This window comes from Fundidesulfovibrio putealis DSM 16056 (assembly GCF_000429325.1).
Classification (GTDB): Bacteria; Desulfobacterota; Desulfovibrionia; order Desulfovibrionales; family Desulfovibrionaceae; genus Fundidesulfovibrio; species Fundidesulfovibrio putealis.
Map to the genome: position 1 here is coordinate 106867 of NZ_AUBQ01000014.1, position 26948 is coordinate 133814.

Genomic DNA, 26948 nt, shown 5'->3' on the forward strand with positions numbered 1-26948 from the left:
TGATGCCTGCATAGCGCGTCTCTATGTGAATCCGGCCCAGGGTTCAAGCCGTTTGGGCGTTCCGGTTTTATTTCGCCTCCCCCCCTAAAGTCCGCCGCCCTCTTGGCCGATAGGTTTCGTGACGACTGAGGAGAATCAAGAAATGGCCGCCAACCCAGCATTGCTTCGCAACATGCTGCGCACATACGGGCGGCAGATCACCACGGCGCGAAGGCTGGCGCGGTACCGAAGGTCGCTCCAGGCCGCCGGGACGCAGGATCAGGTTGAGATCTCACGCGAGGCCAAACGCCGGGATCTGGTTCACAAGGTGGCTGCGGAGATCGTGGAGAGCCTGATCGTCACCGGGTCCGAAAACCCGGTGGTGGTGGACATCAAGAAGGAATTGGAAACCGCGTTCAGGACGAAGTTCCATTTCGCCTACCCGCCCGAGGATATGGACTTGCAGATCTTCCGGGTCCTGGGCGAAAACGAAGCGGAGGAAGTGACCGGAGCCGAGCGGGTGCGTATTCTGGAGAAGCTCTGGCACATCGCGCTGGAAAAGGTCGACGAGACGATGCTTTAACGGGCCGCAGGCCCGTTGAAGAGATGCCCGCAGGGTAGGCTGTCTGGGGAGGCGGCTTCATCCACCAAGGAATCCGAGCGGGCGTCTCGGCGGGAAATTCCCGCCGAGGAGGGGAACATGGACATCAAGAACATATTGGGAGGTTCCAACCCGTACGTACAGTCCAAGGTGGACAAGGGTGAAGGCACGGAAGCGGCAGCAGCCGTCAAGGCCAAAGCCAAGGCCAAGAGCCAGTCCTCCTCGGGCGATAGGGTTTCTGTTTCGTCTGACGCCAAGTTGGTGGCGGAAGCCGCCAAAACGGCCCAGGCGTCCCCGGACATTCGGGTGGACAGGGTGGAAGCGCTGCGGGCGCAGGTGGAAGCGGGGAACTACAACCCCAATCCGCGCCGCATCGCCGAGAAACTGGTCGCAAGCGACCTGGACTTCCTGCGCTAGAACCGCCGCCTGCGCGCGGCAAGACTGATACCGATCACTCGCCGGACGCGGAGGGACTCTCTCCCTCGCGTCCAGCGAGCTCTTTTTGTTTTCCCAGCCTGACTCCCGCCTTTGCGCGTTCATACGCCGCCGGGCATTGACAGCGCACCGCATGTGACGCCTGTCCGGCCTGACCAGCGCGGCCCATTCTGCCCGTCCCACTACGCCCCATCGAAAAAACGCGTTGCGACACGCGCCCGCGCAGCCCTCCTCGCCTGGACGATAGTGCTCGTCAGCCGCTTCCCCGCACAGGAAGCTGACGCACGAGGCATCGTTCCACCAAATCTGCCCGCAGGAAGCGAAGCGCCATTGCATCAACGCGCTACCTGACCTATAAATCATGTAAATTCCTCGCGGATATGAAACCTCATCCGGCACGCACAGCCGCACACGAAGGTCAATACACGTGAAGATACTGCTCCTGCTAGTCGCGGTTGTATCGTTCGCCGTCGCGCCGTGCATCGCCGGGGAGACGCTCTCCGCAGTCAAGAAAAACGGAGTCATCCGTTGCGGCGTGGGGGACAACATCCCCGGCATGGCCATGCAGGACGCCACCGGGACGTGGTCCGGCATGGACATCGATTTCTGCCGCGCCGTGTCCGCCGCCGTGCTGGGCGATCCCGCCAAATGCGCCTACCTGCCTCTGGCCTCGCGAGCGCGTTTCACCTCGCTCATGAGCAAGGAGATCGACCTGCTGGCCCGAAACACCACATGGACAATCGGGCGCGAGGCGGCGTTCAACGTGGCCTTCGTGGGGCCGCTGCTGTTCACCAGGCAGGCGATTGCGGTGAGGAAGGAAGATGCCTCCGCTGTCCGCGCGGCCCTGGACAAGGCCAAAATCGGCGTGGTCCGGGGATCCACCCACGTGCGCGACATCGAGGAGATCGCCGCCAGGACCGGCCTGACTTTCGACCCGGTCCTCTATGACAGCACGGCCCAGGCCTGGAAGGGTTTCGTGTCGGGGGAGTGCCGGGGAGTCCTCGGAGACGAAACAGTGCTCGCCGCCGAGCGCAGCCTGATGCCGGACGGCACGAAGCTCATCGAAATAATCGCCCAGGCATCCGGCCGGGAGCCACTCTCTCCGGCGACCCGCCAGGACGACGGGCAGTGGACCACGGTGCTGCGAGGGGTGTTGTCCCTGCTGGTGGCCGCCGAGGAGTGCGGGCTGACCCAGGCCAACATCGCTGACGTTGCGAACCGCAGCGTGGCCGCGCGTCAACTGCTGGAGCGCGCCGGGGCGCTGGCCAAGCCCTTGGGCATCCCTCCGGACTGGGGCGTGCGGGTGATCGAATCCGTGGGCAACTACGGCGAGATGTTCTCCCGCAACCTGGGCGCGGGCAGCCCGCTGAAGCTCGACCGGGACCTGAACCGGCTCTGGAAAGACGGCGGCCTCATCTGGGCGCCCCCGCTGTGACCGGCCACGCACGCTAACCCGTCCACACGGAGGCCGCCGCTCATGCACGATTTCCAAGTATATTCCATCTATGCCGTGTTTGCGGCGGTCATCCTCTGCATCGCCTTCAACCTGCTGGAGATGACCCTGGCCGCCCTGCTCGGGCTGTCCATCCTGACTATTCTCGGCGCAATCACCCACAAGGACGTGCTGAACACCTTCGTGGCCTCCGAGGGGGCGCTCTCGCTCCTGTTCGGGGGCATGGTCGTGGCGCGGGTGCTCGGCCCCACCGGCATCTTCGAGAACGTGGGCACGCGCTTTCTCATCATGACCGGGGGCAGCGGCAGACGCTTTCTCCTGATGCTCACCGCCATGGTCAGCGTGGTCTGCGCCATCCTGCCCAACGCCACGGCGGTCATCCTCATCGCCCCCATCCTGATCCGGGTGTGCGGCGAGCTGGAGGTCGATTTCGTCGGCCCCATGATCCTGACGGCCATGCTCAGCAACGCCGCCGGGCTCCTGACCCTGGTGGGCGACCCCGCCACCTTCCTGGTGGGCCAGTCCATCGGGCTTGGCTTCGTGGAATACCTGAAGAAGGTGAGCCTGGGCGGGGTGATGGCCATCATCGTGCTGATCCCCCTGATGCCGCTCCTGTTTCCGCAGATCTGGCGCACCCGGCGCAAACTGCCGCCCGGACTCAAACCCAAGCCGCTCGAGCGCCCCGGCTTCTGCCTCTTCGCGTTGCTCACGCTGGCGGTGATGGTCGGGCTGTTCCTGACCGGGGACATCCTGCCGACCCCCATCGTCCCGCCGGCAGCCGCCATCATCGGAGCGTCGCTGGCCCTTTTGGCCATCTACTCCTCCAAGGTGGAGCCGGTGGATGCCATCTTCAGGGACATCGACTGGAAGACCCTCATCTTCATCTTCTGCATGATGTGCTTCGTGGAGGTGTTCACCAAGACCGGGGTCATGGGCGGGCTTTCGCGGGCCATGCACGCAAATTTCGGCGACAACCTGCTGCTGGCTGGTTTCGCGCTGCTTGGCGCGGTGGGGCTGGCCTCGGGCTTTCTGGCCAACATCCCCGTGGTGGCGGCGGCCATCCTCATGACCAAGGGGTATCTGGTGCTCATGCAGATGGTGCCTGAAGAAGCCCTTGGCCTGGGCTTCACCGACTGGCCGGACACTGCGCTGCCGGTGTTCGTGGCCATGATGTTCGGCGGCACGCTGGGAGGCAACGCCACAATGATCGGCTCCTCGGCCAATCTGGTCAGCGTGGGCATATGCGCCTCCCATGGGCGCCCGGTCCAGTTCGCGGGATTCCTGCGCTACGGCGTCCCGGCCACTGTCTGCCAGTTGGCCGTATCAGCCGTGTATGTGTGGGCGCTGGCGAAGCTCGCCTAGAGCGGACTGCAGAAAAACGAAGAGGCGTCCGGCCTGCCCCGCAAAGGGGCGGGCCGGACGCCTCAGTATTTCACGTCCCGAGGGCACGCGCCGAAGCGCCGCGCCTACAGGTTTTTCTGGAGCAGTTCGCCGAAGGCGGTGCAGCCCAGGGTGGTGCTGCCGGGAATCTGGTTGGCCAGGTCCACGGTGACGGTCTTGGCGCTGATGGCCTTGTCCATGGCGTCGTGGATGCTTTTGGCGGCCTCGAACCAGCCCAGGTGCTCGAGCATCATGGCGCCGCACAGCACCAGGCTGCCGGGGTTGGCCTTGTCCATGCCCGCGATGGTGGGGGCGGTTCCATGGGTGGCCTCGTAGAAGGCCAGCTTCTCGCTCATGTTCACGCCGGGGGCCAGGCCGAGCCCGCCCACCTGGGCGGCCAGGGCGTCGGAGAGGTAGTCGCCGTTCAGGTTGGTGGTGGCGATCACCGAGTACTGCTGGGGACGGATCAGCACTTCCTGGAACATGGCGTCGGCGATGCGGTCGTTCAGCAGCACGGGCTTGGTCATGCCTTCCTTGGCCTGGGCCTCGGTCATCACTTCGGCGGAAAACTCCTCGGCGGCCATCTCATAGCCCCAGGCGCGGAAAGCGCCTTCGGTGAACTTCATGATGTTGCCCTTGTGGACGATGGTCACGCTGGGCTTCTTCTGGGCAATGGCGTGCTCGATGGCCTTCTTGATCAGGCGCTTGGAGCCCTTGGGGGTCATTGGCTTGATGCCGACACCGGCGGTCTCGTCCACGTTCTTGCCCAGGGAGCGCAGGAACTCGATCAGGCGCTTGGCCTCGTCGGAGCCGGAGGCCCACTCGATGCCCGCGTAGACGTCCTCGGTGTTCTCGCGGAACACGATCATGTCCACCAGGTCGGGGCGCTTCACCGGCGACTCGATGCCCTGGAAGTATTTGATGGGCCGGATGCAGGCGTAGAGGTCCAGCACCTGGCGCATGGTCACGTTCAGGCTGCGGATGCCGCCGCCCACGGGAGTGCCCAGGGGGCCTTTCATGGCCAGCTCGGCCTGGGCCAGGGTGTCCAGGGTCTCCTGGGGCAGGTAGTTTCCGGTCTCCTTGAAGGCCTTCTCGCCTGCGAGAAGCTCCTTCCAGGTCAGCTTGCGGGTATCGCCGTAGGCCTTGGCCACGGCGGCGTCGATGACGGGGCGGGCTGCGGCGAAGACCTCGGGTCCGATGCCGTCGCCGATGATGTAATGGACGGTTTTGTTCATTATCGCGCTCCTGGAGTGTCTTGTGAAGGAAAGCGCTTACGGCGGCTAAGAGGTGCTGTCAACCGCTGAGAGGAACGAGAGGCCGGGCACGCGACAACTATACCGACACGCGTCCGTCGTTAAGCGTTCTTTTGAACAGTCCTCTCCCCTCGCGCGCGGCGAACACGGCCAGCGTGAACACCGCGCCCAGGGTGTCGGCGAGCATGTCCTTCTGAGCGTCCCAGGGGTCTCCCTGGCTGCCCAGAAATTCGACCCCCGCGTCCCCGCCCACGAGGATCGCGTACCACCACTCGACAATCTCGTACGCGCAGGCCAGGGCCATCACCGAGGTGAGGCTCAAGGCCAGCACCACCACCGGATGCGCCAGGCGCTTGCGCTGGAGGTATTCCGCCAGCGCGAAGGCGTAAAACCCCACGGAGAAGTGGGCGATGCGGTCGAAATGATTTCGCTCGAACCCGAAAAGGTCCGTCACCCATCCGAACGGAACATTGGCGAAGGTGTAGTGCCCGCCCACGGTGTGCAGGAAGAGCCACACGGCCATGAACGTATAGGCCAGGCCGGAGAAGCGGAAACGCCGGTACGTGGCCGCCAGGAAAGCGCAAACCATCAGCACCGGAATGTTCTCCGCCCACCAGACATCGCGCGAAACAGGGGATACGGCCAGGACTATCCAGAAGACCGAAAAGAGCAGACCGAGAAGAAGGGGGTAACGCGTGGTCATGCTCATGAGCGTACACCGTCCAGGCGGGAAAGCCCAGCGCCGGGGCGAGGGTCTCCCACTCCTGTGCGCGCCAACGAAAAACCGGCCAGGATGGTGGTCCTGACCGGTTTTGGGTGGGGCGTCACCCCGGAACTTTGTGGCGCGAGAGACGGGACTTGAACCCGCGACCTCTGACGTGACAGGCCAGCGTTCTAACCAACTGAACTACTCCCGCGCAGCCCTGCGACGTCTTCTCCGTCGCGGGGAAGCGTGATTTATATGCGCCGTGCAAAAAGGTCAAGGGGCAAAATACGAAACTCGGGAAAAAAAATGGACCGCGAAGGTCCGGCCCCCGAGTCCGGGGAAAGACACAAAAAAAAGAACCCGGAGAATCTCCGGGTTCTTGCTTTCTAGTGGCGCGAGAGACGGGACTTGAACCCGCGACCTCTGACGTGACAGGCCAGCGTTCTAACCAACTGAACTACTCCCGCGCATCTTCGTGGTAGGCGGAACAGGGCTCGAACCTGTGACCCCCGGCTTGTAAGGCCGATGCTCTTCCAACTGAGCTACCCGCCCGCCTCACGAAGGGAAGCTTTTATATGCGTCCGCTCCGCAGGTCAACCCTTTTTTCATTGTTTTGATTCAACAGGCTACAACCGCCCGCGCCGACGGGTCCGTTCCTGGGCGCAGGTCATCCAGAACGCCGCCGCCGCGCCCCAGACCGAATTGGCCACCAGCACGTAAGCCGGGGTCAGCGCGCCAAGCTCCAGGCCGAACATGCCCTTGTCCAGCACGTTGGGGAACACCACCAGCAGTTGCACAAGGCTCGGGAAAAGTCCCAGCAGCGCCCCGCGCCCCCACACGGATCTGGTCATCACCGGAATCAGGAACAGAAAGCCCCAAATTCCGCCCCATACCAGCCGTTGATACAGCCAGGGCAGGGTCCAGGCCGGGGCTATCCCTATCCCGAATAAGGCGGCGGCGCCCAGCGCTCCCATCCCCCAGACGAACAGGGCGTTCACCAGTCCGCCGAATACGCCCGCCGTAAAGCAGACACTCAGATGCCGAAATATTTCAACCACCTGATACTCCTTTGATGACTGCACAATTTCATGACAGTCCCCTTTCAGGGACGCGGCGTCAAGCGCGAAGGCATTTTGTAACAATTGACCCCATATTGCCACAGGTGCGTATCTGTCGTACAGGAAGCCCGTTTGCGGGCCAAGCGGTCCCATTTCACGGGAGTCTCTGATGTTGCTGACTTTTTTGCTATGCATACTCGGAGCCGGAACAACCATCTCCGGCCTGACCTACATTTTCTTCTGGTACGAAGCGGCCAACACCCCCCACCCGTCCCATCCCCGGGCCTGCCCCGGAACCAAGGGGCTCCTGTGGTGCGTGGTGGCGGGTTTTCTTTCCAGCGTTTCAAGCCAGCTCATGGCGTACCTCACCTACCCCGTGGGATTCGCGAAAAAGCTCTGGAAGCCCGCGCCCTCGCCCCACTGCACCCGCCCTCCCGTGCTTCTGATCCACGGCCTCTACCACAACGCTTCGGCCTGGTACCTGTACAAGTGGATGCTCAGGCGCTGCGGCTACGAAAAGATCTTCTGCCTGAGTTACAACACCGTGAAGTATGACTTCTGGGAACTGGCCGAGCAGATCAAGGGTGTAGTGCGCGAGGCCGCAGGGCTGTGCGGGGGCGAGCCCATCGTGCTCATGGGGCACAGCATGGGCGGCCTGCTGGTGCGCGCGGCCATCGCCGACCCGGACACGGCCAAGCTGGTCCAGGCCGTGGCCATCCTCGGCGCGCCCAACCACGGCAGCAAGCTGGCCGCCCTGGCGTTCGGCAGCCTTGGGCGCAGCATCATCCACAACGGACCGCTGATCACGCGCATAAACCAGTTGAAGAGCCCGCCGGACATGCCCAAGCTCAACCTGTTCTCGCCGCTGGACAACATGGTGCTGCCCACGTCTTCCCTGGAGATTTCCGAGCCGGGCTGGATTCAGGCTGAGACCGCTCCCATAAGCCACGTGAGCATGCTCTATCATCTGCCCACGGTCCGCTTGGTGATGGAATTTCTGGACGAGGCTGTGCCGCAAACAGATTGCGAGGACTCCCCCGCCCGTCCCGGCGGCGGCGCGGGATTCAAACGCCAGGCCGTAAGCGCTTGAAAAGCGCCCCACTCCTGTTCTAGGCTCGGTCCGCCGCGCGCCGCTTCCCGGGCCGCGCGGCTTAAACCGTCATACTCCGCGTCCGGCGCGGCGGCTCACATATGAAAATCCTCTCTTTCGCGGCCTGCATCCTCATCTTCCTCGCCTCCAGCCTGGGCCACGCCCAGGTGGCGACCAACAAGAAGAAGATCCTCTACCTCAACTCCTACCATAACGGCTACGCCTGGTCCGACCAGATTCTCGAAGGCCTGCGGAGCACCCTGGACAAATCCACGGTGCCCTACGATCTCCAGATAGAATACATGGACTCCAAGCGCTTCGCCGACGACAACATGGTGACCACCCTGAAGCGGCTGTACTCGGAGAAATACCGCACCACGTCCTTCGACGTCATCATCGTGTCCGACGACAACGCCTTCCAGTTCTTCCTGGAGCACCAGGACCAGCTGTTTCCCGACGTGCCGACCATATTCTGCGGCGTCAACGACTTCGACCCGGAAAAGCTCAAGGGGCGCAGGAACATCACCGGCGTGGTGGAACACCCCGACCTGGAGGCCAACCTCAAGCTGGCGCACGAGCTGAGCCCGGAAGTGAAGCGCGTGGTTGTAGTGGGCGACTATTCCCTGACCAGCCAGTCCATCAAGAAGCAGGTGCGCCACGCCGCAGCCAAGTTCCGCAACCAGCTGATCTTCGAATACTGGGACGTGCACACCCTGCCGGAGCTGTTGCAGCGCACGGAGACCCTCACGGCCAGCGACATGATCTTCCTCATCCCCATCTACCTGGGCACGGAGAAGCAGGTCTATTCGGTGGAAGAGGTCTGCGAGATACTGTCCAAGTCCTCGCCCGTGCCTATCTACAGCGCCTGGCAGTTCATGCTGGGGCACGGCATCGTCGGCGGAAAGCTGCACTCCGGCCAGGAGGAAGGCGCGCTGGCGGCCAAGATGGCCCTCCAGGTGATGGCAGGGGAGACGCCCGCCAATATCCCCGTGGTGAACAAATTCAACGACCCCTACCTGTTCGACTATCCTGTTCTCAAGCGGTTCAAGATTCCCGAAAACAAGCTGCCGCTGGGCTCCACGCTCATCAACGAGCCCCTGTCGTTCTACACCATCAACAAGCAGATCGTGTGGATAAGCCTGTCCGGCTTCTTCCTGCTGGTGTTCGTGCTGGTGCTCCTGGCCACGTCCATCGTGCAGAAGCGTTCGGTCGAGATGCAGATCAAGAACCAGCTGTCCTTCCTGCGCATCCTCATGGACACCATCCCCCTGCCGCTCTCCTACAAGGGCGTGGACGGGCGTTACCTGGGATGCAACCTGGCCTTCGAGCAATGGTTCGGCGTGGCCCGCCACGACCTGCTGGAAAACCCGGACCACCCCCTGGCCAGGCGCTTCGATTCCGCCGAGCGGCACCTGCTCTCCAAGCCGGGCATCCTGAGCTTCGAGACCGACATGCTGGACGCCCTGGGCAACACCCACGGCGTGATCGTCAGCAAGGCCACCTACAAGGACGCCAAGGGCGAGGTGGCCGGCGTGGTGGAAGCCATCCAGGACATCACCCTGCGCCGCGAGGCAGAGCGCGCCCTGCGCCGCTCCGAGGCCATGCTCCAGCTGGTGCTGAACAACATCCCGCAGCTGGTCTACTGGAAGGACAAGAACCTCAACTATCTCGGCGTGAACCGCTCCTTCCTGGATTTCTTCGGGCTTGAACGCCCGGAGCAGATCGTGGGCCAGCGGGTGTCGGCCATCCTGCCGCCCGAGGCAGTCGCCTCCGCGGAGGAGGTCAACCGGCGCGTGCTGACCTCCGGGCACTCCGTACACCGGCGCGAGTGGTCCCTGGCTTTTCCGGGCCGCCCCCGCGTGAGCCTGGAGATGACCATCGTCCCTCTGCACGACGAGGCGGGCGAGGTGGTGGGCGTGCTGGGAACGGCCGAGGACGTCACCGCCAAGATCAGCCTGGAGCGCCAGCTCCTCCAGTCGCAGAAGATGGAGGCCATCGGCGCGCTGGCCGGAGGCATCGCCCACGACTTCAACAACATCCTCACCTCCATCATAAACTCCACCGAGCTTGCCCTCATGGACATCCCCGAAGGCTCGGACACAGCCCTGGACCTGGAGCGGACCCTGAAGGCCGCCCGGCGCGGCGCGCAGCTGGTGCAGCAGATCCTGACCTTCAGCCGCCCCTCCCAGGAAGGCTTCAGCCCGACCGACATGGCCGAGGTGGCGCAGGACGCGCTGGCGATCTTCGCGGCCACCCTGCCCCGCAACATAACGCTCAGCAGGCGCATCGAGGTGCACCCGGCCATCGCCTTCGCCAACCCCACCCAGATCCACCAGATCGTCATGAACCTGTGCGCCAACGCATTCCAGGCCATGCGGGCAACCGGCGGGCACATGGCCATCGAGCTCTCCAAGGTGGACCTGGACGACCTCCAGGCGGAGATGCTGAACATTGCGCCGGGCCGCTACCTGCGCCTGTCCGTAACCGACTCCGGCCCCGGCATCCCGCCGGAGATCATGGACCGCATCTTCGACCCCTTCTTCACCACCAAGGCCAAGGGCGAAGGCACGGGCCTGGGCCTCGCCGTGGTGCACGGCATCGTCACCTCCCACCACGGAGGGCTTCGCGTGGCCAGCCAGCCCGGCCAGGGAGCCAGCTTCGAGATATACCTGCCCAAGCACGACGACTTCGACCCCACCACCCCTGCCGCACTGCCCGAGGGCCCGGTGCGCAAGGGCTGCGAGCACGTGCTCTTCGTGGAGGACGACGAGGATCAGCTCCGGGTCATCCCCCGGGTGCTCGAGCTCATGGGCTACCGCGTGACCGCCAAGAGCGGCGCGGCCCAGGCCCTGGAATATCTGAAAATGGCCCCCGGCGAGGTGGAGATCGTGGTCACCGACTTCGACATGCCCGGCATGTCCGGCGTGGAGCTGGCCGAACGCATGCACGTGGCCGCGCCCGACATTCCCGTCATCCTGGTGTCCGGCAGGCGCAGCTCCTTGACGGAGGCCGAACGCGCGGGCAACATCAAGACCGTTCTGCTCAAACCCTATAACGGAGAGGATCTGGCGCGCGCCATCGGCCAGGTCCTGGAGACCGGACCCGCCTCATGTCCACAATCCTCGTAATCGACGACGACCCGGAAATCCGCGACACCTTCCAAAGCCTTTCGCGCCGAATGCACTTCACCTTCCTGGGCGCGGGCACTCTGGCGGAGGGCCTGGCCCTCGTGCGCCGCGAGGAGGTGGACGTGGTGCTTCTGGACATCCGTCTCCCCGACGGCAACGGCCTGGAGGCCCTGCCCGAGATCAGACGCGGCGACAGCCCCCCGGAAGTTATCATCCTCACGGGCCTTGGCGACCCGGACGGCGCGGAGATGGCCGTATCAGGAGGCGCGTGGGACTATCTGGTCAAGCCCGCGCCTATCAAGCAGACCATGCTCTCGCTGACCCGCGCGCTCAAGTACCACAAGGAGAAGGGGCAGAAGGTCTCCACCGTTTCGCTGCGCCGGGAATCCATCATCGGGTCGAGCCCCAGGATGGAAGCCTGCCTTGACCTGGTGGCCCAGGCTTCGCGCCTGACCGGCCCGGTGCTCATCACCGGAGAGACCGGCACCGGCAAGGAGTTGCTTGCGCGCACCATCCACCAGAACTCCACCCGCGCCGACGGCGAATTCGTGGCAGTGGACTGCGCCTCGCTCACCGAGACTCTTCTGGAGAGCACCCTCTTCGGCCACCGCAAGGGTTCCTTCACCGGGGCCGACCAGGACAGACCGGGCCTGGTCAAGCTGGCCGACGGCGGCACGCTGCTGCTGGACGAAGTGGGCGAGATGCCCATGGGCATCCAGAAGGCCTTCCTGCGGGTGCTGCAGGAGAAGCGCTTCCGTCCGGTGGGGTCGAGCGTGGAGGTGCAGAGCGATTTCCGTCTCATCGCCGCCACCAACCGCGACCTGGAGGCCATGGCTGCCAAGGGGGAATTCCGCCAGGACCTGCTGTTCCGCCTGAAGACCTTCGTGATCTCCCTGCCTGCGCTGCGCGAACGCCGGGAGGACATCAAGCTTTTGACCCTGTCCCACCTGGACACCCTCTGCCAGCGCTACGGCCTGCCTACGAAAGGCGTGGGCAGCGACTACTCGGACATGCTCATGGCCTACTCCTGGCCAGGCAACGTTCGCGAACTGTTCGGCGTGCTGGAACGGTCCCTGGCTGCGGCGGGCATGGAGCCGACGCTTTACGCCAAGCACCTGCCCGTGGAGGTGCGCATCCAGGTGATGAAGGCCAACATCGAGCGCGGCCGCCGCGACGACGCCACGCCCATAGCAGCGCCCTACCGCCCCATGTTCCAGGCCGACGCCTCCCTGCCCACGCTCAAGGCCTTCAAGGAATCCAAGGAACGCGAATACCTGGACGCCCTGGCCTTCCAGACCGGCAAGGATTTGCAGGCCATGCTGGACACCTCTGGGCTGTCGCGCTCGCACCTGTACGCGCTTTTGAAGAAGCACAACATGGTCCTGTAGTTTTGGGGCTTTGAATCTCGCGAAGCGGGAAAGCAAAAAGGGGAGCAGGCCCGTCAGCCTGCTCCCCTTATTTGCGTAGAATCGACGCAATCGCGCTTCGGCGAAAGAGATGACTACCGCCCGATGGCGGTCGTGGTGCATCCGGCTTCGGATTTGAGTTCCTCGATGATGCGGCGAAGCTCGTTGGCCTGCGCCAGAAGCCCCTTGATGGCCCCGGTGGCGTTCTCCACGCTGGTCAGGGTCTTTGCGGTCAGGGTGCTCACTGATTCCAGGGAGCTATTGATCTCTTCGGACGCGCTGGACTGTTCCTCCGCCGCAGCCGCGATGCTCTGCACCTGCTCGGCGGAGGTCTGCGCGCCGCTCACCAGCTCCGTGAGCACTGCCCCGGACTGATCGGCCAGCTTTCCGGCCAGTTCAATGGTCTCCAGGGCGCGCTCGGTATTGGAAATGCTGTCCTTGGCGGAGTTCTGGATGGCCGAGATGCTGCCTGCGACTTCCTGGGTTGCGGTCATGGTTTTTTCGGCGAGCTTTCGGACCTCGTCGGCCACCACGGCGAAGCCGCGTCCGGCGTCGCCAGCACGCGCCGCCTCGATGGCGGCGTTCAGGGCCAGCAGGTTGGTCTGGTCCGCGATGTCGGAGATCACGGTCAGGACGCGGTTGATGTCCTGCGAACGGGTGCCCAGCTCGTCCATGTTCACCTTGAGGGCCTGGGCCTGTCCGCCCACCTGGCGCATGGCCTCGATGGAGTCAGCCACGACCTTGCGGCCTTCCTGGGCCTTGTTCTTGGCGTGGTCGGCCTGCATGGAGGCGGAGGAGGCGTTGCGGGCCACGTCCATGACCGCGTCGGCCATCTGGTCCATGTTGGTGGCGGTGACGCGGATGCGGTCGCTCTGTTCGTCAGCGCGCGAGCTTATCTCGTCGGCCTGGTGGGAGATGGCCTCGGTTGCCTGGGCGATATGCTCGGCCACGGCCTCCAGGCGGTTGGCCGCCATGGCCATGCCGTCGCAGCGGGCCTGCTCGGCCTTTTCCATGGCCTGCTCGGCCATCTGGCGTGCTTCGTCGGCTGCGGCGGCCTTCTCCTGGGCCTCTCGGGTCCTGGCGCCTATGTCCTGGATGTTCTGGCGCAGAGTGGCCACCATGGAGTTGAGGGCTGTCTGCATCCGTGCGGCTTCGTCGTTTCCTGCCGCATCCAGGGATATGTCCAGGTCGCCTTTGGCGCAGCGCTGGGCAGCGTCGGTGGCTTCCCTGATGGGGCGAGTGATGGTGGAGATGATGAGCCCGCACAGTCCGATGAGGAAGACCAGACTTATCCCGATCCCCAGGAAGATCCTGTTCAATATGGTCCGGATGCGGTCCTCGCTTTCGGCGCGGATGGTGGCCTTGGCCTTGTCCACGTTGTCGATGTAGACGCCCGTGCCCAGCCACATGCTGGTGCCTGGTATCATCACCGCGTAGGCCAGCTTGGGCTGGTCGCCCATATTGGGCTTGGGGAACACGTATTCCACGAATCCGCCGCCCGCCTTGGCCTTGTTCATCAGCTCGCGCACGAAGAAGACGCCGTTCTTGTCCTTGGCTTCCCCGAGGTCCTTGCCCTGGTTGGCCTTGTTGGGCGGCAGTGCGACGTTCACCGTGTTCTCGTAGACGAAATAATATCCGGACTGGTCCTTCTCGAAACGGATCGGGTCCACCATCTTGCGGATCAGTTCAATGCGCTTGGCGGAGTCCAATTCAGTCTTCAATGCTTCGCCGATGGACAACGCCAGTGTATCAGACGCCACGGCGAGCTTCTGCTTCTCACCGTCGAGCATGATGTTTTGCGCGGCTTGAATATTGTGGTCCAGCACCTGCTTCATGCCCAGGTAGAACACCGTGACAACGCCCCCCACGAATATGGAGAACAACATGAGGAGCAGCACAAAGCGCCAGGTGATCGAAAAACGGCGGAAGAAGAGGCTGAATCCGCTGTTCCGGGTTGGTTGAGTGGACATGAGTGGACCTCTTTGCATGATTGAGGAGTGTAAGTAGAGCTTTACATTCTGTCTGCCGAATCGGCAATCATGGCAACAAAAAAAAGAGGGGGGGCCGATTGGCCCCCCCGGGCGGGTTGGTCGGGCGGAAGCTAGCTTAGTGGACGGGCAGCATCCACTTCAGCGGGTAAGCCATGAGCATGGTCAGGCAGGAGATGAACATCAGCATGGCAACGGAGTGCCACAGCGTGAAGCGGAAGATGTCGCCGTCCTTGCCGTGCAGGCCGGTGGCGGCCACGGCCACGGAGATGGACTGGGGCGAGATCATCTTACCGGTAACACCACCGGAGGTGTTGGCCGCAGCGCACAGCTCGGGGCTGACGCCGATGGCCTGGGCGGTGACCTTCTGCAGGTTGCCGAAGAGCAGGTTGGACGAGGTGTCGGAACCGGTCAGGAACACGCCCAGCCAGCCGAGGATCGGGGCGAAGAACGGGAACATGACGCCGGTGCCGGCCAGGGCGAGGCCCAGGGTGGTGGACATGCCGTTGGCGTTCATCACGTAGGCCAGGCCCACGATGTTGCCGATGGACACGATGGGCCAACGCAGCTGGACGATGGTGGTGCCGAAGCACTTGATCGCGCGACCGGCGCCGTAGTTCGGGATGACGAACAGGGCCAGGATGCCGGAGAGCAGGATGGCGGTGCCGGCAGCGGCCAGGGGCTGGAAGGAGTAGATGGCGGGCAGGGCGGTAGCCTTGTCGCCGGCCATCTTGGCAACCATCTTGTGGTACATGGGCCACTCGATGGGGATGTTGATCATCTTGGCGAGTTCGGGCTTGATGGAGGGCCAGCCCTGAATGAGCACCAGCACGGCCAGGATGATGTAGGGCATCCAGGCGCGGATGATCTCGCCGGAGGAGTAGTTGCAGACGGCCGGGCCGGTGGGCGCGGGCTCATCGGGGAAGTGGAACACGGTCTTGGGCTTCCAGACGCGCAGGAAGGCCCACAGGGCGACGATGGTCACGATGGCCGACAGGATGTCGGGCAGAGCCGGACCGTGGAAGTTGGACATCAGGAACTGGGTTCCGGCGAAGGCCACGCCAGCGACCAGCAGGGCGGGCATGACTTCCATGGAACGCTTGAATCCGCACATGGTGACGGACAACCAGACAGGCACGATCACGGCCAGGAAGGGCAGCTGACGACCGACGATCTGCGAGATCGCCATTTCGTTCAGGCTGGTGGCCTTGGCCAGGGCGGTGATGGGGATACCGACCGCGCCGAAGGCCACGGGGGCGGTGTTGGCGATCAGGCACAGACCGGCTGCGTACAGCGGGTTGAAGCCCAGACCGGCCAGCATGGCGGCGGTGATGGCGACGGGGGTTCCGAAGCCGGCGGTGCCCTCGATGAAGGAGCCGAAGGCGAAGCCGATGAACACGGCCTGGAGGCGGCGGTCATCGGTGATGCAAGCCAGGGAGTTCTTGATGATCTCGAACTCGCCGGACTCGACGGTCATGTTGTAGACCCAGATCGCGGTGATGACGATCCAGACGATGGGGAACAGGCCGAACACGAAGCCGTAGGTGTAGGAGCCGATGGCGGTGGACGCCGGGATGCCCCAGAGCGCGATGCCGGTCACAAGGGCGAGCAAAGAGGCGATGCCGCCCGCCACGTGGCCCTTCATGCGCTTCACGGCCAGCAGGTAGAACAGAGCGTAGATCGGAAGGCCCGCAACTAGCGCGGACAGCCCGATGCTCTTGCTGATGGGGTCATAAATTTGAATCCAGGGTTCCATCACTCATCCTCCTTACGAAACGGTTGATCGGTTTACCCAAGGGTTTGGGCGTACAGCTCCACAGGGTGCTTGACGGCGATGCGGTCTCCGGCCTGGGACATCATGTCCGCAATTTGCATCATGCAGGCCGGGCAACCGGCAGCGACAATGTCCGCCCCGGTGGCCGCGATGCTGTCGCGCTTCTTCTTTCCGATCTTGGTCGACACGGAGTAATGCTGCAGGTTGAACGAACCGCCGCAACCGCAGCAGACGTCCGACCCGCTCATCTCCACAACATCCAAGTTCGGATTGGCCTTCAGCACCGTCCTCACCTGCCCGGACACCCCCAAGCTTTTCTTGAGGTGGCAGGGATCGTGGATGGTGACCTTCTTGGCGCCGACCGCCGACTCGACCACGGAAACGCCCAACTTGTCAGCGATAAAGGCGTTGATATCCATGGCCTTGCTGGCGAGCATCTCGATCTGTGCGCGCTCTTCCTGGCTGAAATCACTGCACATCAGCGGCCACACGTGGTGGAAGGCCGAGGTGCAGGTTCCGCAGGGGGTGATGATGTAATCGAAATCACCCTTTCCGAAGAGCTTCAGGTTCATCCTCACGAGGTCCTCGAAGCTTTTCATATCGCCCGAGGCCAGGGAGGGAACCCCGCAGCAGACCTGATCGATGGGCATGTAAACGCCCACTCCGTGATGCTTGAACACCTTCAGCATGGCCTCACCCACGGTGGTGAACATCTTGTCCACGACGCACCCGTAGAAGAAGGCCACCTTCAGGCCGCTCTTGCCCGGAGCGGTGTTCAGGTTGCCGGCGCTGCGAAGAGGCTTGTCGGCCAGGGAGAGCAGATGGCGGTCTCCAAGAACCGGCGACAGCAGCTTGGAACAGGAAGACCCGATGATGTCGTTCACCGGGCTGGTGAAAAGGCCCTGGAACTTGGTTCCGATGGCCAGCAGGTTGTTGAACAGTTTGGGCTTGCTCAGCATGCCCCGGAAGATGGCTTTCTTCACGGGGGACAGGCCGATGAACGCGGTGACGATGGCGCGGGCCTTCAGGAAGATGTCCACGGCCTTGACGCCGGAGGGACAGGCCGCCGCACAGGAGCCGCACAGCAGGCACTTGTCCAGGCGATCCTTGACGCCCTTGGTGTCGGAGATCATCTCGTGGCCGAGGAACTCCAGCAGGGCGATCTTGCCGCGTGCCACGTCGGCCTCACGGCCTGTTTCGGCGAACACGGGGCATACGCTCTGGCACATGCCGCAGCGCATGCAGTTGACCAGCTGGTCGTCGAGCTCGCCCAGCATTTTGAGCATTTGATTCAGGTCGGCCATGTTCTTACTCCCCCAGGATCTTTCCAGGATTCAGGATGTTCTTGGGGTCCACGGCGGCCTTGATGCGCTTGGAGTACATCACGCTGGCCTTGTTGGTCTCAAGTTCCATGTAGCGCGACTTGGCCAGGCCGATGCCGTGCTCGCCGGAGAGGGTGCCGTCCAGGGCCAGGGCAGCGGCGAAGATGGCGTCGACGCCCTGCTCCACGCGGTGGAACTCTTCCTTGTCGCGGCGGTCGCACAGGATGGTGGGGTGCAGGTTGCCGTCGCCCGCGTGGCCGAAGGTGCCGATGGTCAGCTTGTAGTCCTTGGCGATCTTGTCCAGGGCTTCCATCATGGCGGGAATCTTGGAGCGGGGCACGGTGGCGTCTTCCAGCACGGTGGTGGGGCGCAGGCGCGCAAGCGACGACAAGGCGGCGCGGCGGGCTTCCCACACCTTGTTGCGCTCCACGGCGTCCTTGGCCACCTGGATGCGGATGCAGCCGTTGTCCTTGCAGATCTTCTCGACCTTCTCGGCGTCGTCGGCGACCTGTCCGGGGTGTCCGTCCACTTCGATCAGGAGGAGCGATCCGGCGTCCAGGGGCAGGCCGACCTTGGCGTAGCCTTCCACCGCGCCGATGGTGAAGTTGTCCATGAACTCCAGGGTGCAGGGGACGACCTTGGCGGCGATGATAGCCGACACGGTGCGCGAGGCGGTCATGATGTCGGGGAAGATGGCCATCATCGCCTTGGAGGTCTGCGGCGGGGGAACGAGCTTCAGGATGAACTCGCTCATGACGGCCAGGGTTCCCTCGGAACCGACCATCAGCTGGGGAATGTTCAGGCCGGTGACGCACTTCACGGTCTTGGAGCCGGACTTGCACCAGTTGCCGTCGACGTCGAAGAAGTTGACGCCCATGACGTAGTCCTTGGTGACGCCGTACTTCAGGCCGCGCAGGCCGCCAGCGTTCTCGGCCACGTTGCCGCCCAAGGTGGAGACGGCCTGGGAACCTGGATCGGGGGGGTAGAAGAGGCCCTTGGCGGCCACGGCGTTGGCGAACTTGGCGGTGATGGCGCCGGTCTGGACCACGGCGTACATGTCCTCTTCGTTGATCTCGATGATCTTATCCAGGGCGTTGGTCAGAAGGACCACGCCGCCCTTGGACGGGATGGTGCCGCCGGAAAGGTTGGACCCTGCGCCGCGCACGGTGATGGGCAGGCCGTTGTCGTTGCACAGCTTCACCACCTTGCCCATGGCTTCCATGGTGGTGGGGCGAACGACCAAGGAAGGAAGCACGGGATCGAGGACTGCGGCGTCGTACGAATAGGAGTGCTTATCTGCCTCGGCGTCCATGATATTATCGCTGCCGACAACGGTCGCGAAGGCCTGCTTGAGCGATTGGCTGACCATTCTGATTTATCTCCCGGTAAGCTGAGGTTTACGGCGGCCCTCCCCGGTCAAGGAGGGAGACCGTCAGCCCTCCCCGGTCAAGGAGGGATTCGATCTGCTTCGGCCTTAACAACAACCGTGCCAAGACACTCAGACTCAAATATGCGTGTTAAAACAGCATGTTATAAAAATGAGGTTCGGGGCGCTCTGGTTTCGTCCGCAATGCCGGAATTTTGCTAATACCGCACTATATCATGCCTTTAGCGACAATCATGTAACATTCGTGCGCCGTGCGGGCCGAGTCCACTTTTCCGGATGAAACACCCTCTTCCGAATTATCGGACAAGCCGGGGCACGCAACCCGACGACTGCCGACACGTACCTTTCAGTCCGACAACCACGCACGATTATTCATATTCGTCGGGCAGCCGGGCAGCGCTCCTTCCGGCCAATAATATCATGGACCACAACCTTCCAGCGTGTGGACCCATGGGAATCACTCTTCATTTCGCAACAGAAACGCCACTCCCCTTTCCGGGCGAGCGGCAATCGTCTCGCCGGTCCGCCTGCCTGCGGACACGAAAAAACCGGATGCGCGGGCATCCGGTTTTGGGTGTTCTTGAAGCGTCTCGTGCGCCGCAGCGTCAGCTTTTGCTGTCCTCGGCGGGCGAGGATTGCTTCGGCAGATTTTCGCCGGGCTGGTAATGGGTCGGATATTTCACGTCGGTCTGGGGAACCTGCACGCCAATCCTGGCCTGGAGGTTGACCACCACGGGACCGGTGAGGTTCAGCGTCGTGTTCTCGGGCTTGCCGGGGGGAATGGTCACGGTGACCAGCACCAGCACCTGGCGGATGTTGTCGATCTGCAGGAGCTTGCGTTCGGCCTCGCCCACCACCACGTCGTAGTCCTGGATGAAGCTGTAGGGGTCAGCCACCATGAGGCCCAGGCGCGGGTCGTTCATGGATTGCAGGATCACGAAAGGCGAGTCGTCCCTGATCTGCACCAGGGTGAATTCGCGTTCCTGTTCAAAGCCGATGATTCCCCGCGGGAAATGCAGCACCCGCTCGGGGGGGATGCTCAGCTTGCCGATACGGCTGTGGATCACTCGTTCTTGCTTTTTTGCCATAATGCCGCCGCCGCCAGAACGTCTTGTTGATCCGCTTCAAGTGCCATGCGGTTCTGCTCCAGCACCCGCAGGTATACTTCTTCCCTGTATACCGGCATATCCTGGGGTACTTCCAGGCCGATCTTGATCTGCTTGCCTTGCACACCAAGTACGGTCACTTTTATTTTGTCGCCCAGATGGATGGACTCCCCTGGTCGACGCGTCAGTATGAGCATTCCCGCCTCTTATCCTTCACGATGCTGGGGCACCCTAGTGCGGCCCCGTGTGCTTGTCAACGCATCCTTCCCGCTTCCGCTACAGATAATTCATCAGGCTGAGGTTCATGATCATGGAGGACGACTTCAGCACAGACTGATATGCCAGTTGCTGTTGAGCAAGCCTGGTCATCAGTTCGGAGATGTCCACGTCCTCGGTGACGGAGAGTTGCTCGAACTGGTTGGCCTTCAGGTTGTCCAGCACTCCGGAGGCGACGATCATCCTGTTCTCGCGCGCGCCCACGTCTGCCGCGTAGTTCAGGATCACCTGGCTGGAGGAACGCAGGTCCGCCAGGGCCTGCTGCACGCCGGCCTGGTTGTTGGTTTCAAGGAACCCCACCAGCTTGCCCACGGTCTCGAACAGGTTGGTGGCCCCGGAGCTCCCCGCGATCACCACGGGGCGGGCGGAGTTGCTGGCCGGGTCCTTGTAGACGCCGCCGAAGATGTTCTTGCCGATGCCGTTCACCACAATGCGTTCGGTGGGCGAAATGTCGAAGTTGATGAGCGCCTTGCGCGGGCGCACCACGAACATGTTGCCCGCCGCCAACTGGTTGCCCCCGTTGGAGTTCAGGGTCAGCACGCCGCCGGGGATGTTCAGGCTGGCCATGCCGGGGTTGGCGTCCGGGGTGGAGCTGTTGGAGAGATTCCAGGTTATGCCGCCGTCCAGGCTGTAGGAGTAGCTGACGTTGGAGGCCAGGGTTCCGGTCTGGTCGATGCGCACGATGACGTTGTTGGGGAACACGCCCTGCGCGGACCCGGTCACGGTGGAGCCGATGCCCTGGAGGGGGTCCACGGCGATGCGGTCCTCGTCGTCGCCCTTGTACACGGCGGTGGGACGGATCCACATCCAGGTGCCGTTGGAATCGTTATAATTGGTGCGGCTGGTGGCCACCACGCTGGTGCCCCGGTCAAGCTCCAGGGAGACCCCGCCCAGCGAAAGCTGAAGTTTGTTCGGCGCGCCCGGATCGCTGACGGCCCCGCTGGTCCAGGTGGTGCCGCCGTCCGTGGAGTACCTATACTCGCTGCCGCCCGTCAGGGTGCCGCTCTGGAGGTACTGCACCACGGTGGTGGTCTCGTTGAAGCCGTTGATGGTGAATCCGGCGTTGGAGACCACGCCCGGCTGGTTGGTGGTCAGCCACAGGCTCTCGGTGAAAGGCTGGGTGTTGGTCTTGTGGCCGGCAAAGATGGCCTTGCCGTCGAACTCGGTGTTGCCCATGGCGATAAGCTGCTTGAACAGCTGGCGCGCCTCGGAGGCGATCTGCGAGCGGTTGGCCGCCGAGAGCGTTCCAGTGGCGGCCTGTTCGGCCAGTTCCTTCACGCGGGTGATGACCGTATTCACCTGTACCATGGTGGCGTCGGCGAGGTTCAGCCAGCCCTCGGCCATGGAGATGTTGGTCTCGTACTGGTCGATGGCCGCGATGTTGTCGCGGTAGCCCAGGACGCGGGTCATGCCGACCGGGTCGTCTGAGGGGCGGTTGATCTTCTTCTGACTGGACGCCTGGAGGTTGGACTCCATAAGCTGCGTCAGGGTGGTGTTCATGTAATTTACACTCGAAGTGTAAATCATCTGTTGGGCGACGCGAAGTGCCATGACGCCCTCCTTACTGCTTCAGACCCAGCACGGTCTGCCACATCTGGTCGGCGGTTGAGATCATCTTGGCCGCAGCCTGGTAAGAGTGCTGGAACTTCACCAGGTTGGACATTTCCTCGTCCAGGTTCACACCTGAAACTTCCAGCTGGCGGCTGTTCAGGTCCTTGGCCAAGGTATTTTCAAAGTCGTAGTTGAATTTCGCGTTCTCGGTGTCCACGCCCACCACGCCCACCAGGCTGTTGTAATAGGACTGGAGCGACTGGGACGTGGGCGCGTCGAAGGTGGTGCGGATGCTCACGGACTTGTTTCGCAGCCCGGAGATGGCCAGGGCCGTGCTGTTGTCGCCCGGGTTGGACTCGTTCGCGCCGTTTATGTGCCCGGCGTTGAGGAAGCCCGAGTCAGACCCGCACATGGGGTTGAGGGTCATGGTGCGGGCGGTGTCGCCCGCGAAGAACGTGTTGACGCCAAGCGCCGCCCACAGGCCGGTTGCGTCGGTGCCGAAACCGAAATTGTAGCCGCTCTTGGCGTTCACCTGGAGCTGGTTGTTGACCACGGTGGCCGTCAGGAAGTTGCCGAAGGTGCCATTGATGGCCCCGGCCACGTCCTCGAGGGTGTGCTGGCTCGGGTCGAAGAGCTGCAGCCCCGGCGTGCTGGCGTCGAAATCCAGGAAGCCGTTGGAGACGGGCTCTCCGGTGGCGGAGTTGAACACGTACATCATGGACGCGCCCGAAGAGAGCTTCGAGGAGAACGTAAGCCCGGAAGAGTCCGAGCCCAGGGCGATGTCCGAGCCCCTGGCAGCGTAGGTGCCGGTGACGTCGGTGAACATCTTGAGGCCCGAACCCTGGCTGTGGATGCGGTTGGTCTCCCAGACGATGGTCTTGACCAGGGCGTCCAAGCGCTCCTTGTAGCGGCCCACGTTGTAGTCGCGCAGCTGGAAGTTACCGGCGAGGCTGCCGCCGGTGACGCGCGTGGTGTTGTCCTGGCCGTTGAAGTAGATCTGCGGCGTGATGTTGATCGGGGTCGCCGCCGACTGGTACCAGAACAGGCCCGACTTGGGCACGATGGTGAAGGTGTCGCCCGCCTGGAGCTGCCCGGTGGGGGTCAGCCCGCTGTTGGAGAGCTGGCCGAAGGAGAGCTTCAGGTTGCCTGCCGTGACCGACAGCTCGTCGGGGCGGGCATAGAAGGTCTTGATCGCGCCGGAGTCGTCGCGCAGCCAGGTGGTGCCGCCGTCCAGGGACACCTGGAACTGCGCGGCGGAGGAACCGGAGGACACGTCGCCGCCGTTCACCACCTTGATGGTGTACTCGAAATCGTCTGAGCCGGAGAAGTTGACCGTTCCGTCGAAGTTCGATCCCGGGATCAGGTTCTTGATGACCTTGTTGGTCTCGAGCTTCACCTCGTAGTAGTTCACTCCGTCCAGCAGGGTGTGCCCGGCCTTGTCCATGATGGTGACGTTGGACCCGCCGTTGTCGATCATGGAGATGTCTATGATCTCGGCCAGCGCGCGCACCTTCCTGGCCCGCTCGTCGTAGAGGCCGTTGGCGTTGTTCTGGGTCGGGTTGTCATGGACGGCCAGCTGCCTGTTGATGTCGGTGATGTCTTTGAGCAGCTGGTTTAAGTTGCTCACATCCTGGGAAATGTAGGAGTTGGCCTGCTGCTGGATTGCGTCCAGGTCGGAGTCGGCCTGGCGCAGGATGGACATCAGGGTCTGGGTGTCGCTCAGCACGTTCTGGCGCTGGGGATAGCTTGAGGGGTCCAGGCTCAGGTTCTGCCAGTCCTGGAAGAACTTGGTGAGCGACTCCGACACGCCTGTGGAGTTGGCCTCGTTGAAGATGGCCTCCACGGAGCGCATGGACTGGTACAGCGCGTTGTAACGCTCGGCGGACGAGGCCTTGCTGTTGTAGGAGCTCTCGATGAACTTGTCGAACATCCGCTGGATTTCAGCGGCCTGGACGCCGGTGCCTATCTGGCCGGGCTTGAAATCGATGTACAGGTCGTCCTGGAACATCACCCGCTGGCGCGAATACCCCTCGGTATTCACGTTGGCGATGTTCTGGCCCGTAACCTCGATGCCCACCTGGGAGGCATTGAGGGCTTTCTGGCCGATATTCAGGAGCGACGCGATGCCGGGCATTTACAGGGCCCCCCTCAACATGGCCGGTGCAGGCTTGGTCTTGGCGAACACGCCGCGCGGGCCGTAGGACTGCTTGGTGGGTGTCAGCTTCTGCTTGAAGAAGTCCACGTAGCCGCTGGACTGGTCGAAAAGGGCCAGGGCCAGGGCGTAGCTCTTCTCTGCCTGCTTGGCGCAGGTCTGCTCCAGGGCGTCGATCTTGGACAGAAGGTCCTCCACCTGCGCCCACTCCTCGCCGAAATATTCCGTAAGCTGCGTCAGGCGGGTCGCACCGGGCACAACTTCGCCTATCATGCGGCGCACGCATTTGCGCTCAACCATGAGCTGGCGCATGAGCTCCTGGATGGAGAACTCCAACGCCCCTACGGACTGGGGCTTGAACTCCCGGAGGTAGGAAAACTCTTCCTCTTGTATGTGCTTAAGGACGTGGAGGGCCTTATGCTGCCGGGTAAGATTTTCCAGAATGCGCTTGTTCATGGCGATCTCCCTTTAGAGAACCGGAACCTGGATTTCAGGCGCCGTGGCGGCCGCAACCCTTGTTCCGCCTTGACTCGCCGGGTCCACCGACCTTCCGTCCACCCGCACCTCGAAGTGCAGATGCGGCCCGGTGGCTCTGCCCGTCTGCCCTACCTGTGCAAGGACCTGACCAGCTTTCACGCTCTGGCCCTCAGCCACTTCGTTGGCCTTGTTGTGGCCGTAGTAGGTGCGCACTCCGCCCTCGTGTTCCACCACCACCAGATTGCCGTAGCCGCGCTCGCGCCCGGAGAACACCACCGTGCCGTCCCGGGCCGCGCGCACCGGCGTGCCTTCGGGAGCGGCGATGTCGATGCCTGCGTGCCAGGCCCGCTGGCCGGTGAAGGGGTCGCGCCGCCAGCCGTACTCCGAGGTGAGCTCGCCGGAGACGGGAGAGATGAACTGCCCTGCGGCTGCAAGCTGGGCGTCCTGTCCCTGCAAATACTGCGATCCGGGCTGGCCCAGATGCTGCGAGGGCGTTCCGGCGAGCGATCCGGGACGCTGCATGACCTGGGCATCGGCGCCAGCTGAAGCATTCGCAGCGGCGCGCATGCCGGGGCGCACCGCGTCCGAGGCCAGCACCACAGCGTGGCCCTGGAGCGATCCGGCTGCCTGCAAGGGCCTTAAGCCCTTGTCTCTGAAGCTTCTCTGCATGGGTTTGCCCGGAGCCGCCAGGGCCATGGTTTCCGAAGCGGACCTGCGAAGCCCTCCCTCGGCGGGCGGAACTGGCATTGCCGTATTGGCGCCGGCCCTGGTGGCAAGCTGCTGCTGCATGAAGTCCGCGAGGCCGATACCGCCCTGCTTGGTGAGGGTCTTGGACAGCTCCTCGTCGAACATGGCAACGTACTGGTCCTCTTCCTTGCGGTGGAGCAGCCCGTCCTTCTGGACGGTCTTGCGCATCTCCTTGAGCATCTGGCCGATGAACACGGACTCGAAGCCTTCGCAGGCCTCGCGCAGCTTCTTTTCCTCGCTCGGGCCGGGGGCGAAGCGCTTGTTCATGGCCTGGGCCGTCAGGGTCTTCTGGGCCTCGGGGGACATCCCCGCAGCGGCGGCCTTTTCGGGCGTAAGCGATTCGAGGATCTTGCCGAAGGACTTCTCGGGCATTTTGGGAGCCTGCCCCCCCGCCGCGCTTCCAGCCTGACCGTTCGCCTGAATCCTGGCATGGTTCAGGGGCTGGGACATGGCCTGCGCCTGTGCCGCGCCGCGCGCGGAAAGGGCAGCCGATGTCTGGGCGGCAACGTCGGGGGTCAGGCTCATGGCTTAGATTACCTCGAGGTCGGCGTGCAGCGCGCCGGCGGACCTGAGCGTCTTCAGGATGCTGATGAGGTCGCGCGGGGTTGCCTTGAGCACGTTGAGGCCTTCCACCAGCTCCTGCAGGGTCGCGCCTTCCACCATGCGCAGCTTGCGGTTCTCCTCGGTGGCGCCGATGGTGGTCTCGGGAACGGCCACGGTCTCGGCCCCGATGGGCGCGAACGGCAGGGGCTGCGACACTTCGGCGGACTCCTGGATGGTGATCTGGAGGTTGCCGTGGGTCACTGCGGAGCGGGTCAGCTTCACGTTGAGGCCCACAACCACGGTGCCGGTCTTCTCGTCCACCACCACGCGGGCCTTGTTGTCCGGGGTGATTTCGAGGTTCTCCACGGTAGCCATCAGGGGAACCATGTTGCCCTTGTGCTGCTCGGGGATCTCCAGCTTGATGGTGGAGGCGTCCGATGCGCGGGCAAAGCCCCCGCCCAGGGCCTGATTGATCTTCTTCACGATGGCCATGGCGGTGGTGAAGTCCGGGTAGCCGAGATTGATGGTCAGGTCGCGCTGGCCGTTGAAATCGAAGGGGACGGAGCGCTCCACGTTGGCCCCGCCGGGGATGGTGGCCACGGTGGTGACGTTCTTGGTGGCGGAGGCCGCAGCGCCAGAGGCCGAAAAGCCGCCCACGGCCACGGGGCCCTGGGCCAGGCCGTAGATCTCGCCGTCCACGCCCTTCATGGGCGTCATGAGGAGCACGCCGCCCAAAAGGCTGGACGCGTCACCCAGGGAGGACACGGTCACGTCGAGCTTGGTGCCGGGATGCGCCGTGGCGGGCATCTGGGCAGTGACCATGACGGCGGCCACGTTGGCGGGCCGCAGGGTCTTCTTGTCCACGCGCACGCCCATCTTGTCGAGCATGTTCCAGATGGACTGGATGGTGAAGTCCGAGCCGCGCTTGTCGCCCGTGCCGCCAAGGCCGACCACCAGGCCGTAGCCGACCAGCTGGTTGGTGCGCACGCCCGAGAAGGAGGCCACGTCCTTGAGGCGCGCCGCCTGTGCCTCCGAAGAGGCCAGCCCGGCCAGGACGAGTGCCGTCAGCAGCAGGATTGCGAGTGGGTGCCTGTTCATGTCGAGTGCTCCTGGAACCTTCGCCCCCTCCCCCGAGT

General features: G+C 63.4%; 21 protein-coding genes and 3 tRNA genes. 7 read left to right on the top strand and 17 right to left on the bottom strand.

Features of this window, described 5'->3' with window-relative positions:
• Positions 1–142: 142 nt before the first annotated feature.
• The 4 genes from G453_RS0111870 to G453_RS0111885 all read left to right on the top strand — a co-directional run bounded on the left by G453_RS0111870 (position 143) and on the right by G453_RS0111885 (position 3830).
• Positions 143–562, top strand: coding sequence for a DVU0524 family FlgM-associated protein (locus G453_RS0111870; RefSeq protein ID WP_027191246.1), 420 nt, complete (start codon positions 143–145; stop codon positions 560–562).
• 117 nt (positions 563–679) lie between these two features.
• Complete coding sequence (flgM, locus tag G453_RS0111875; protein WP_027191247.1) at positions 680–997, top strand: flagellar biosynthesis anti-sigma factor FlgM; 318 nt, start codon at positions 680–682, stop codon at positions 995–997.
• Positions 998–1442: 445 nt separating this feature from the next.
• The gene (locus tag G453_RS0111880) at positions 1443–2450 is read left to right on the top strand and encodes a transporter substrate-binding domain-containing protein (protein WP_051272357.1); all 1008 of its coding nucleotides are present in this window, start codon (positions 1443–1445) and stop codon (positions 2448–2450) included.
• 42 nt (positions 2451–2492) lie between these two features.
• Entirely contained in the window at positions 2493–3830 is a 1338-nt protein-coding gene (locus tag G453_RS0111885) for an ArsB/NhaD family transporter (RefSeq protein WP_027191249.1), read from the top strand.
• Positions 3831–3934: 104 nt separating this feature from the next.
• Here the strand turns inward: G453_RS0111885 and icd are convergent, their stop codons facing one another.
• The 6 genes from icd to G453_RS0111915 all read right to left on the bottom strand — a co-directional run bounded on the left by icd (position 3935) and on the right by G453_RS0111915 (position 6865).
• Positions 3935–5083 (bottom strand): NADP-dependent isocitrate dehydrogenase, encoded by a 1149-nt coding sequence (gene icd, locus G453_RS0111890; protein WP_027191250.1) that lies wholly within the window; start codon positions 5081–5083, stop codon positions 3935–3937.
• Positions 5084–5180: 97 nt separating this feature from the next.
• Positions 5181–5804: a DUF2238 domain-containing protein gene (locus G453_RS0111895; protein ID WP_027191251.1), complete on the bottom strand. Its 624-nt coding sequence runs from the start codon at positions 5802–5804 to the stop codon at positions 5181–5183.
• A 137-nt stretch (positions 5805–5941) separates the two neighbouring features.
• Positions 5942–6018 (bottom strand) — tRNA-Asp (locus G453_RS0111900).
• A 179-nt stretch (positions 6019–6197) separates the two neighbouring features.
• Positions 6198–6274: transfer RNA gene (locus G453_RS0111905), tRNA-Asp, on the bottom strand.
• Between the two features lie 9 nt (positions 6275–6283).
• Positions 6284–6359, bottom strand: a tRNA-Val gene (locus G453_RS0111910).
• A 74-nt stretch (positions 6360–6433) separates the two neighbouring features.
• On the bottom strand, positions 6434–6865 hold the full coding sequence (locus G453_RS0111915; protein WP_027191252.1) for a hypothetical protein: 432 nt from the start codon (positions 6863–6865) through the stop codon (positions 6434–6436).
• A 169-nt stretch (positions 6866–7034) separates the two neighbouring features.
• On the opposite strand from G453_RS0111915, the gene G453_RS0111920 reads away from it, so the two are divergent.
• The 3 genes from G453_RS0111920 (at position 7035) to G453_RS0111930 (ending at position 12471) form a co-directional block, all read left to right on the top strand.
• Entirely contained in the window at positions 7035–7955 is a 921-nt protein-coding gene (locus G453_RS0111920; RefSeq protein WP_027191253.1) for an esterase/lipase family protein, read from the top strand.
• Positions 7956–8056: 101 nt separating this feature from the next.
• Positions 8057–11083: a hybrid sensor histidine kinase/response regulator gene (locus G453_RS0111925; RefSeq protein WP_027191254.1), complete on the top strand. Its 3027-nt coding sequence runs from the start codon at positions 8057–8059 to the stop codon at positions 11081–11083.
• On the top strand, positions 11065–12471 hold the full coding sequence (locus tag G453_RS0111930) for a sigma-54-dependent transcriptional regulator (protein ID WP_027191255.1): 1407 nt from the start codon (positions 11065–11067) through the stop codon (positions 12469–12471). The genes G453_RS0111925 and G453_RS0111930 overlap by 19 nt, the downstream gene beginning before the upstream one ends.
• A 113-nt stretch (positions 12472–12584) precedes the next feature.
• Here the strand turns inward: G453_RS0111930 and G453_RS0111935 are convergent, their stop codons facing one another.
• The 11 genes from G453_RS0111935 to G453_RS0111985 all read right to left on the bottom strand — a co-directional run bounded on the left by G453_RS0111935 (position 12585) and on the right by G453_RS0111985 (position 26910).
• A complete protein-coding gene (locus G453_RS0111935) occupies positions 12585–14459 on the bottom strand; it encodes a methyl-accepting chemotaxis protein (protein ID WP_051272358.1) in 1875 nt (624 codons plus the stop codon).
• A 136-nt stretch (positions 14460–14595) separates the two neighbouring features.
• Positions 14596–16233 carry an L-lactate permease gene (locus tag G453_RS0111940; protein ID WP_043645564.1) on the bottom strand — a complete coding sequence of 546 codons (1638 nt, stop codon included), beginning with the start codon at positions 16231–16233 and terminating at the stop codon, positions 14596–14598.
• Between the two features lie 32 nt (positions 16234–16265).
• Positions 16266–17555 (bottom strand): (Fe-S)-binding protein, encoded by a 1290-nt coding sequence (locus G453_RS0111945; protein WP_027191258.1) that lies wholly within the window; start codon positions 17553–17555, stop codon positions 16266–16268.
• Positions 17556–17559: 4 nt separating this feature from the next.
• Positions 17560–18942, bottom strand: coding sequence for an FAD-binding oxidoreductase (locus G453_RS0111950; RefSeq protein ID WP_027191259.1), 1383 nt, complete (start codon positions 18940–18942; stop codon positions 17560–17562).
• 623 nt (positions 18943–19565) lie between these two features.
• Positions 19566–20048, bottom strand: coding sequence for a flagellar assembly protein FliW (fliW, locus tag G453_RS0111955; RefSeq protein ID WP_027191260.1), 483 nt, complete (start codon positions 20046–20048; stop codon positions 19566–19568).
• Positions 20024–20263, bottom strand: coding sequence for a carbon storage regulator CsrA (gene csrA / locus G453_RS0111960; RefSeq protein WP_027191261.1), 240 nt, complete (start codon positions 20261–20263; stop codon positions 20024–20026). Before csrA ends, fliW begins: the two co-directional genes overlap by 25 nt.
• A 79-nt stretch (positions 20264–20342) precedes the next feature.
• Positions 20343–21893: a flagellar hook-associated protein FlgL gene (gene flgL, locus G453_RS0111965; protein ID WP_027191262.1), complete on the bottom strand. Its 1551-nt coding sequence runs from the start codon at positions 21891–21893 to the stop codon at positions 20343–20345.
• A 10-nt stretch (positions 21894–21903) separates the two neighbouring features.
• Positions 21904–24027 carry a flagellar hook-associated protein FlgK gene (flgK, locus tag G453_RS0111970; RefSeq protein WP_027191263.1) on the bottom strand — a complete coding sequence of 708 codons (2124 nt, stop codon included), beginning with the start codon at positions 24025–24027 and terminating at the stop codon, positions 21904–21906.
• A complete protein-coding gene (gene flgN / locus G453_RS0111975) occupies positions 24028–24501 on the bottom strand; it encodes a flagellar export chaperone FlgN (protein ID WP_027191264.1) in 474 nt (157 codons plus the stop codon).
• 12 nt (positions 24502–24513) lie between these two features.
• On the bottom strand, positions 24514–25794 hold the full coding sequence (locus tag G453_RS23720; protein ID WP_051272359.1) for a peptidoglycan DD-metalloendopeptidase family protein: 1281 nt from the start codon (positions 25792–25794) through the stop codon (positions 24514–24516).
• 3 nt (positions 25795–25797) lie between these two features.
• Positions 25798–26910, bottom strand: coding sequence for a flagellar basal body P-ring protein FlgI (locus tag G453_RS0111985; RefSeq protein ID WP_027191265.1), 1113 nt, complete (start codon positions 26908–26910; stop codon positions 25798–25800).
• Between the last annotated feature and the right edge of the window lie 38 nt (positions 26911–26948).